Annotated in this window: 1 protein-coding gene; it reads left to right on the forward strand. The window is 64.2% G+C overall.

Annotated elements, in window-relative coordinates; translation table 11 throughout:
* Positions 1-317: 317 nt before the first annotated feature.
* Complete coding sequence (locus H8B02_RS47025; protein WP_229172479.1) at positions 318-1517, forward strand: IS110 family RNA-guided transposase; 1200 nt, start codon at positions 318-320, stop codon at positions 1515-1517.
* The last annotated feature ends 347 nt before the right edge of the window (positions 1518-1864 follow it).

Consider the following 1864-nt stretch of genomic DNA (forward strand, 5'->3'; position numbering starts at 1 on the left):
GGCACGGTCCGGGTCTTGATCCGTCGCTTGAACTCCTCGTGTTGCCGTTCGATCGCGTTGGTAACCGGTATGAGATTTCTCGGTGCCAACGTTCCGCTGCGGTGTTCTACATCGTGGCGTATGGTGCGACCATCGGGACAGAGGCACCGGGAGCACGAAGTGCGGGCAGGCCGATGCACACGATGAGCCGAGAGCTCGAGTTAGTAGCTGGCCGCCTCTGCGACTCGCCCGGTTGCGCCGAGAGCGCGAATCCGTAGTTGTCGTGTCGCCCGTAGCTTCCGTCATCAGAGGAGGTGCGAATGCGACGGGTAATTGGCATTGATGTCCACCGAACCTTCGGGGAGGTGGTATTTTGGGAGAACGGCAGGCTCCGACATGCGGGCCGCATTGATATGACGCGGACTGCGCTGGAAGGATTTGGCAAGACCCTGCTGGCCAGTGATGAGGTGGTGCTCGAAGCGACTGGTAACAGCATGGCGGTGTCGCGGGTTCTGGCGCCATTCGTGGCGCGGGTGATTATCGCCAATCCGTTGCAGGTGAAGGCGATCGCCCAGGCTCACGTCAAGACCGACAAGATCGATGCCGGCACGCTCGCCAGTCTGCAGGCGGCGGGATACCTGCCGCAGATTTGGACGCCTGACGCGGAGACAGAGCGCAAGCGTCGGCTGGTGGCGCGGCGCTACCAGGTCGTGCGGCATCGTACGCGGCTCAAGAACGAGGTGCATTCGATCCTGCACGCGCACCTGATCCCGAAGTGCCCGCATGCCGATCTTTTCAACGCCCGCGGCCGGGCATGGTTGGCCGCTCAACAGTTGCCGGACGATGAGCGAGCGGCCATCGATCGGCACGTCCGTGAGCTTGACCGGCTGGCGGAAGACCTGGCCTTGCTCGACCGCGAGATCGCGCAGGACGCAATCGAGGATTCCGCGGTGAACAGATTGATTACGATCACCGGCGTGAATCTGGCGGTCGCCGCCGGGATCGTGGCGGCGATCGGCGACATCAGCCGGTTCAACAGCCCACAGAAGCTGGTGAGCTATTTCGGGCTGAACCCGCGGGTGCGGCAGTCCGGGCTGGGAGCGGCCCACCATGGCCGTATCAGCAAGATCGGCCGCAGTCATGCGCGCGCCATGCTGGTCGAGGCGGCCTGGGCAGCGGCCAAGGCGCCCGGTCCACTGCATGCTTTTTTCGTACGGATCCGCGCCCGGCGCGGCCATCAGATCGCCGCGGTGGCTGTCGCTCGGAAGCTCACTGTGCTCTGCTGGCATTTGTTGACGAAGGGCGAGGATTACCTGTGGGCGCGCCCGGCGCTGGTCGCCAACAAGACCCGCGCGATGCAACTTCAAGCCGGGCATCCGCAACAGAAAGGCAGCCGACGTGGACCAACCTATGCTTACAACGTCAAGGCGCTGCGCGACCGCGAGATGTTGATCGCCGCCCAGGCCGAGCAAAGCTACGAACGATTCGTGTCGCAATGGAAACCGCGGCGGCCAAAAACCGGCGCGCGGGCGCCTTAGCTCGGCAGGACAAAATAGGCAGTCCGGTGACGCTTGCAGCCGACGCGTCACGCTTCGCCACGAGGTCGCCCGCGCCCAACAACCATAATCGCGGCTGACGGCAAGATCTAGGCAGGACCGCAGTCCCGTTCCACTGCCAGTGTGCCGCCGTGCTCGGGCCGGTCAAGGCCAAGCCTTGCGGTGGCCGCAGATGCGGCCAGCCTTGACCGCCCCTGCGCGCGGCGGCTGCGAGATCGGTGGCCGGGACGGAAGAATGGCCCGCAGCGCAGCCGAACAAAAGAATGGACTTACAGCGATCTCCGCAGTCGTCGTCTCGGCCATGAAGAAATCGCTTGTCCATCTCATCC

This window comes from Bradyrhizobium altum (genome assembly GCF_020889705.1).
In the GTDB taxonomy this organism is placed as follows: Bacteria; Pseudomonadota; Alphaproteobacteria; order Rhizobiales; family Xanthobacteraceae; genus Bradyrhizobium; species Bradyrhizobium altum.